This is a genomic window from Nostoc sp. DedQUE04 (assembly GCF_034530995.1).
GTDB lineage: Bacteria > Cyanobacteriota > Cyanobacteriia > Cyanobacteriales > Nostocaceae > Nostoc.
Genome location: NZ_JAVRCA010000091.1, coordinates 22,787 through 29,694, shown reverse-complemented (window position 1 = coordinate 29,694; position 6,908 = coordinate 22,787). Strand labels below are relative to the sequence as shown.

The following is a 6,908-nucleotide window of genomic DNA, read 5'->3' as shown; positions in this document are numbered from 1 at the left end:
GCATTGGGCATTGGGCATTGGGCATTGGGCATTGGGCATTGGGCATTGGGCATTAATTCTTCTCCCTCACTTTCCTGCTCCCCTGCTCCCCTACTCCTGGGTAATCGGTAATAGGTAACTGGCTGCTAAACCGTGACCTATTACCAGTAATAGATAAAACATAAGTCTTTTAGCAAATCAGGCACTTAGCTTAAGCAAAAAGCTAAAAGAAAGGTTATTATTTTTACTTTTATCTTTTAGGTTTTCATTTGATTTGCGCCTGTTGTCCAATTCCCCATCTGTAAAGACACAAGGTTTTATTATTCTGCAATGTTTTGATAAAAACTCGGTAAAATGCACCCGGCTGAATTTGCTTTCAGATTCTACCAGTATTCTTTGCTACAAAGTTTTTAATAGCGGAAACTGTTCCTGGGACTTTCTGTTGCTAAATAAGACTTTCACAAGGTAGAAATCAAAATATTTTATGAAATCTACTGACTGCTCAGTTTTTATGGCAACGGGGGTATGGGATCAACATTTGATTTGATGCCCAATTCACGTTTTTAACTACTGAAATTACACCTTTAGGTTGGAGAATTTTCCGCGACATTACGCAAGCGCATTAGCTGACGTCGCATTTGAGGCGAGGCTTTAAACTCAGATACTTCCTGGGCTTTAACGGACGCTTGTAGCGTTTCTAGAAAGTCATCAGAACCTTCGGTTAAAGCATCAAGTAGCACCTGTAAGAGTTGCTCGCGATCGCTCAATAGACTCTTTTCCTCAATCAACCGGAATTTGAGATGTATTTCACACTCATAAACACCTACTTCGAGATTATTTATCTGGCGTGGTAATGCTTTGGAGTTCATAACTATTGAGATTCCTTTACTTGGTTGTCATGAGGGTAAGGAGGTAGATGTCCAGCAAAATTCTTTATATCTCTTTTGAATCCAAAGTGCTTGAATTAAGAATTTTTCTTCATCAATCACCTTTGTATTCCATTTCACTCTCCTGTGGTGTATTTTCAAGCTAGATTTTCAGTGTCTAGATTTTCAGGTTTCTGTGCCAGATGTAGCTTATGGTAAGCCATAACTATTATTCAGTTTTTAAGATTCTACACAATAAAGTTTCTGTAAGAAGTTGTTCAACCTTTTTAAAGGTTTTTACATCAACTTTATGTGAACGTCAATAACAGTTTGACTTGTTACTCAAATTTTAGTGTTTATACGTAAGTAAAACCGCTGAAATTTTTGGAGTTTATTACAGCCAGCGGTCGATGTAGCGCTATTGCGTGAAATTACTTGATGTACGTTTTTTGCAATAGAAAATTCCGGAGAAATTGCTCGGCATAATTATTAATGTCAAAACTTTTGTTCTTCATAAAAAAAGTACACAGATCGAGTTATTCCTGCTGAGTACCTTGTTTTACCGCCATTTGGGATTAATTGAGTCTAAAAATCTTAGCAGTAAGTCAGATTTAGAGACTAAATGAAAATATTCTACCAATTAATTTTTACAGAAAAATAATTCGACTACTGTCAGTACTAGCAGTTAAATATATCTTCAACTCATAACAGTAGTAGCAAACTCATTAGGAAAGATGATATTTTTACTTATGACCATTCAATGTACCCTTTGAAAACAGCATTCAAAGCTTTTAAATTGAGAGCATTCAAGCTCGGATATAACGTCTACAATAATTTCAGTGTAATTCACGCAAATCTTACACCTTTTTATGGATAACCCGATGCTGCTCAAGTCCACAACCCGGCATATCCGCATTTTTGCAGGTGAAATTGACCGGGATGGCGATCTAGTTCCTAGTCAACAAGTCTTAACCTTAGATGTTGACCCAGATAACGAATTTAATTGGAATGAAGATGCACTACAAAAAATTTATCGAAAATTTGATGAACTAGTAGAAGCATCTAGTGGCGCAGACCTCACAGACTATAACTTGCGCCGTGTAGGATCAGATTTAGAGCATTATCTGCGATCGCTTCTGCAACTCGGCGAAGTCAGCTACAATCTTTCTGCCCGTGTTACTAATTACAGCATGGGAATCCCTCAAGTTGCCATTGACGACAAGCAATAAGCCAATGAGTTGGTAGCCGGCTGCCTAAACCTTTCTGTACAAAGAGTGCTGAGTTCCAAGTTTTGAGTGCTGAGTGGGGCAGAGGGGAGAATAACTCTTAACTCAGCACTCAACACTCAGCACTATTGAATGCATCGATCGGGTACTTTTGCCAAAATTAATATTTGCTATTCTTAATTATTAAATTAAAGTTAAATCTTGCTATCCTACTTATAAACTAAATAAATACCAACATTATCTGCCTGTTGATGATGGGGTAATTTACCAAAAGCAAATCGTGCAGTTATGCTTGGGTTATGCTGTGGTGACAGGGTTGGAGTTAGTTGCTTTGGCGATGGAGAGTCACAGGGCAATAGAAGCTATGATTAGGCTGTAGGGTTGAGTTAGGAGCGTATTTTTTGGATAAGTTTTGTATTAGCACCTGCTGATATCCGCCAGCTAAAATCATCATCTAAAGTCTTGGTATGTCAAGTTTAAGAAAGATGAGCGGTCTAGATTGTCCCTACTAATGCTATTAAAGAAATTGCCAATCGCTGATCGGTGCGAAAACTATGGAAAATGACGCGGCAACGCTCTACTGTCCAAACGAAAATTGTCAGGCTGCCAACCCCCTGACTCATAAGTTTTGCCAGCGATGTTCGACGCCTCTACCCAAAAATTATCTCTGGGCTGTGGTAGATAGCCCAAGCGTGGGTAGCCCTGGAGAAATATTAGCCGATCGCTATTTAATCGTTGATAAATTTGTTCTTTTAGATACGAAGCCTGGTTTATTAGCGCTAACGCCTGAGTTAGATAATTTGCAGCCTCTAAAAGCCTACCTGAGACTGATTCCCTACCGTTTACACGTACCGCAGGTATATGGAGTGCTTTTTGTTGCTGACGGGTCTTTCCACCGAGAAATATTACTCTTAGAAAAACCGCCACTATTAGTAGATGACACTATCCAACAAGTTCATTTGGGCAGCGAGTTAACCACCGCTTGGCGTGATGCAACATCAATGCGCCAACTAAATTGGTTGTGGCAAATAGCTCATCTGTGGCAACCTTTAGTAAGTGAAGGTGTCGCCTCTAGCTTACTTGACTCTAATGTATTACGGGTAGAAGGATCGTTAGTCCGGTTATTGGAATTGCGTTTTGACAGCGCCACATCACCAGAATTGCCGCAATTAGGTGAATTTTGGCAGCAGTTGGTCAGGACTGCCAAACCAGCGATCGCGGAATTTGTCGATCGCGTTAGCCTTGCTTTAATTCAGGGAGAGATTAATTCAACCGATCAATTAATCGGAGTTTTAGATCGGGGACTGGCTGGGTTAGGGCGATCGCAAACACCCACGATCCAAATTATCACCAAAACCGACACCGGGCCAAGTCGTCAACGTAACGAAGATGCCTGTAGTCCTCCCAGTGGAACTCCAGTGAGCAAACCACCCCAGCCAACAGCCTTAGCAATTGTCTGTGATGGCATCGGTGGACACGAGGGTGGCAATGTCGCTTCAAATTTAGCCATTGAAACAATCCAGCAGCAGGTACAGCAACTAACAAAGGTTCCCTACGACCACATAGACCCTGCAATGCTGCTGAATGACCTAGATAAGGCAGTGGCAATGGCCAATGACAAAATCAGTCAACGCAATGACAGCGAAAATCGCCAAGGGCGTCAACGCATGGGCACGACTTTAGTCATGGCATTGCCTGTTGCTCATGAAATGTACATTACCCACGTCGGCGATAGTCGTGCCTACTGGATTACACGCCACGGTTGTTATCAAGTTACTCTCGATGATGATGTCGCCTCCCGCGAAGTGCGGCTAGGTTATGCCATTTACCGCGAGGCAGTACAACAGAGTGCCGCTGGCTCTCTGGTTCAAGCTTTGGGGATGGGTTCTAGCACTTCATTGCATCCCACATCGGGACGGTTTATGCTCGATGAAGATGCCGTTTTTCTGCTCACATCCGATGGTTTGAGTGACTTCGATCGCGTAGAGGAGTACTGGGAAACAGAAATTTTGCCGATTTTAGCTGGGGAAGCCAATATAGCAACTGTTGCCGATAGATTAGTCGAAATTGCTAATACTAAAAATGGACACGATAATGTCACCGTCGCTTTAGTTCACTATCAAGTCCAATATTGGGAACCAGAAATCACCATCCAAGCAGTGATTCCCCAGAGCTATTCTGCCAAAACTGTTGATTTAGCATCCAAGGCGACAGATGCGACACTTTTAGGCAGCCCAAACCACAAAACTCAGGTGATTCCAGACACTGAACAGGCTAAAACTCGTCAATTTCCCCTACAGTGGATAGTTCCATTAATATTTGTGGTAGCAGCAGGTTTTTTAGGATTGTTCGTCAAGCAACTGCGAGGAACCTCTCCAATTTTTTCCAATCCCTTACAAACTCAAAACCCTGGCATTGAAACGACACCCGCACCGCCGCGATCGCTAGCTAATCTTTCTTCTGGTTGGGTAATTAAAACCAATAATGACATATCCTTGGGAAACAACCAATCACTCCCCCGTGGGACTTTTTTAGAAGTTATTGAGAAAAAATCAAATCCAAATCCTGCTTCTGGCAGTTTTTTGGTGTCTATGCGAGTCTGTGTCAATAAAAGTACCCAAACTCCAGCTAATCCTAAAAACCCAGATGTAACTACCTCAGTTCCCCCAAATTCAAAACCTTTGCCAGCAACAGTATTGCTAAACTCCTCCCAAGTCAACCGTTTTGGCGTTGTTTTACAATCAGACGCACCAAATCCATGTAGAACTGTGACGCAACCGCCAGTTACCGAACCATCTGACACCAGCCCAAGTTAATCAAATACTCGATAAACTGGTAAAAACCTGGAATAATAACAGGTAACAATCAGAGTAAAAAACTTACAAGGTCAAAAAAATAGAAAATTTTCACCTTGGAGAATTGTTATCAAAACAGAATTCAGGAGTCAGGAGTCAGGAGTCAGGAGTCAGGAGTCAGAATTCAGAATGAATTATGTACTACTGGTGGATGAATAACCGAGTTCAAAACCTCTACCATCTCTCTAATTTGGTGCAACACAATTAATGTCGGGTTTAAATCCCTCACTCATTTATTCTGAATTCTGAATTCTGGCGTATCTGTTTTCTTCTCTTGAAATTATTTGTTTTAGCTTTTAGTTTAATGAATCCATGCCATCCCTGAATTTGGCGATCGCCCGTCTCGTAAATACTGGCACTGACAACTTCGCCATTTGGGTGGTCAAGGCTCCATATCCCAGTGGCTACGTTTTACACGACTGTGTATGGCCTGTTGAACTCACCCAAGTCTGGCAAGAATGGCAGCAGATGTTTGCTGGTCATGGTCGCCTAGATATTTCCCCAAACTCAACATCTCAAAAGAGCAACCCATTCCCCATAGATTGGATTTCACCTCCTTCAGGTCAACCTACTGGCCCTTACAGCAGTCGTCTGATGCAATACTTGGGAATGAATTTATGGCGCTGGGTATTCGACGGGCAAATTCTTGGTAGTCTAGAACGCAGTCGCGGTATTGCGATGGGTCAGCATACACGTTTGCGCTTTCGACTAGAAATTCGCGACCCGGATCTGATCGCTTTCCCTTGGGAAATTATGCAGCGTGAGCCTGGTCAATCGGCCATGTCTCTCTCACAAGATTTGCTATTTAGTCGCACCAGCACTGAAGTTGACGCTTTACCGTATTTGCGAACTGACCAAGCTTTAAGTATTTTGCTGGTTTTAGGTCATGATGACAAGCTGCAACTAGAACAAGAAGCCGCTATCTTACAGCAAGCTCTTGCAGATACACCTGGTAACTCCCAAAGATATGCGCCTTGTGTAGTGAATCAACTCATTCAACCAACTCCACAACAGTTGATTGATGAATTAGAAACCAAAGAATACAATGTTTTCTTTTACGCTGGACATGGTTTGCCAGACCCAGACGGAGGGTTACTGTTTTTGCGACCAGATATGCCCCTCAATGGCATAGAATTGGCGCAAGTATTGACCCGTACAGGTGTGAAACTAGCAGTTTTCAACGCCTGTTGGGGCGCACAACCAGCTGCTGTCGATCGTCAAGCTATCCCTGCCAGTAGTTTAGCAGAAGTATTGATTCGTCATGGTGTACCTGCGGTTTTGGGGATGCGCGATGAAATCGCTGACCATGAAAGCCACAGTTTTATTCAAGCCTTTACCGAAGCTTTGCGATCGCACAAGCCAATTGATGAAGCCGTAGCACAGGCTAGGCAAGAGTTGTTAACACTGTATAAATTTAATCAACCTGCTTGGACTTTGCCTGTTCTCTACCTGCATCCAGATTTTAATGGCGAACTTATTAAGAATCTGGATGAAGGTATTACCGAACTTCCAGATACAGCCATTCCTGAGGTCGGTTCCTCGCTTCCGACTGCAAGTTTACGATCGCTGACTCCAAAAGGTAAAACCTGGTTACTGCGTTATGGAGTTACCCGCATCGGCCGCACGAAAGATAATGATATTGTCATCCCCGAACCATCTGTATCCAAACGCCACGCCGAAATCTTCTGCCGCAATACTCTTACAGATGCTACACTGATGCGAACTTATTACTTGCAAGATTTTTCCACCTATGGGACAACCTGGTTTTTAGGCCCTAATGGCTGGCAACAAATCCTCCGAGAGGAAGTCCCTTTGAAATCGGGGATGCAGTTAAAGTTTGGAAGTGCCAGAGGTGAAACCTGGGAGTTTGTAATTGAAGACTCCTAGCAGAGCTATTGCATAAATGAATTTGAGTCTTTAGCATTAGCTTTTAAAATCTGTTTTTTTGGAGAAAAAATCAACATTTTTTGCGGAAATCTCCT

The 6,908-nt window shown here is 42.4% G+C and carries 4 protein-coding genes; 3 read left to right on the top strand and 1 reads right to left on the bottom strand.

Annotation, left to right across the window (positions count from 1 at the left end):
• Window positions 1-563: 563 nt before the first annotated feature.
• Window positions 564-848 (bottom strand): Npun_R1517 family heterocyst differentiation transcriptional regulator, encoded by a 285-nt coding sequence (locus RM049_RS35935; RefSeq protein WP_094350942.1) that lies wholly within the window; start codon window positions 846-848, stop codon window positions 564-566.
• A gap of 866 nt (window positions 849-1,714) precedes the next feature.
• On the opposite strand from RM049_RS35935, the gene RM049_RS35930 reads away from it, so the two are divergent.
• The 3 genes from RM049_RS35930 (at window position 1,715) to RM049_RS35920 (ending at window position 6,813) form a co-directional block, all read left to right on the top strand.
• Window positions 1,715-2,074: an NAD(P)H-quinone oxidoreductase subunit M gene (locus RM049_RS35930; RefSeq protein ID WP_322671517.1), complete on the top strand. Its 360-nt coding sequence runs from the start codon at window positions 1,715-1,717 to the stop codon at window positions 2,072-2,074.
• Between the two features lie 551 nt (window positions 2,075-2,625).
• Window positions 2,626-4,887, top strand: a complete 2,262-nt coding sequence (locus RM049_RS35925) for a protein phosphatase 2C domain-containing protein (RefSeq protein WP_322707615.1) — start codon at window positions 2,626-2,628, stop codon at window positions 4,885-4,887.
• Window positions 4,888-5,238: 351 nt separating this feature from the next.
• Window positions 5,239-6,813, top strand: a complete 1,575-nt coding sequence (locus RM049_RS35920; protein WP_322707614.1) for a CHAT domain-containing protein — start codon at window positions 5,239-5,241, stop codon at window positions 6,811-6,813.
• Window positions 6,814-6,908: the final 95 nt, after the last annotated feature.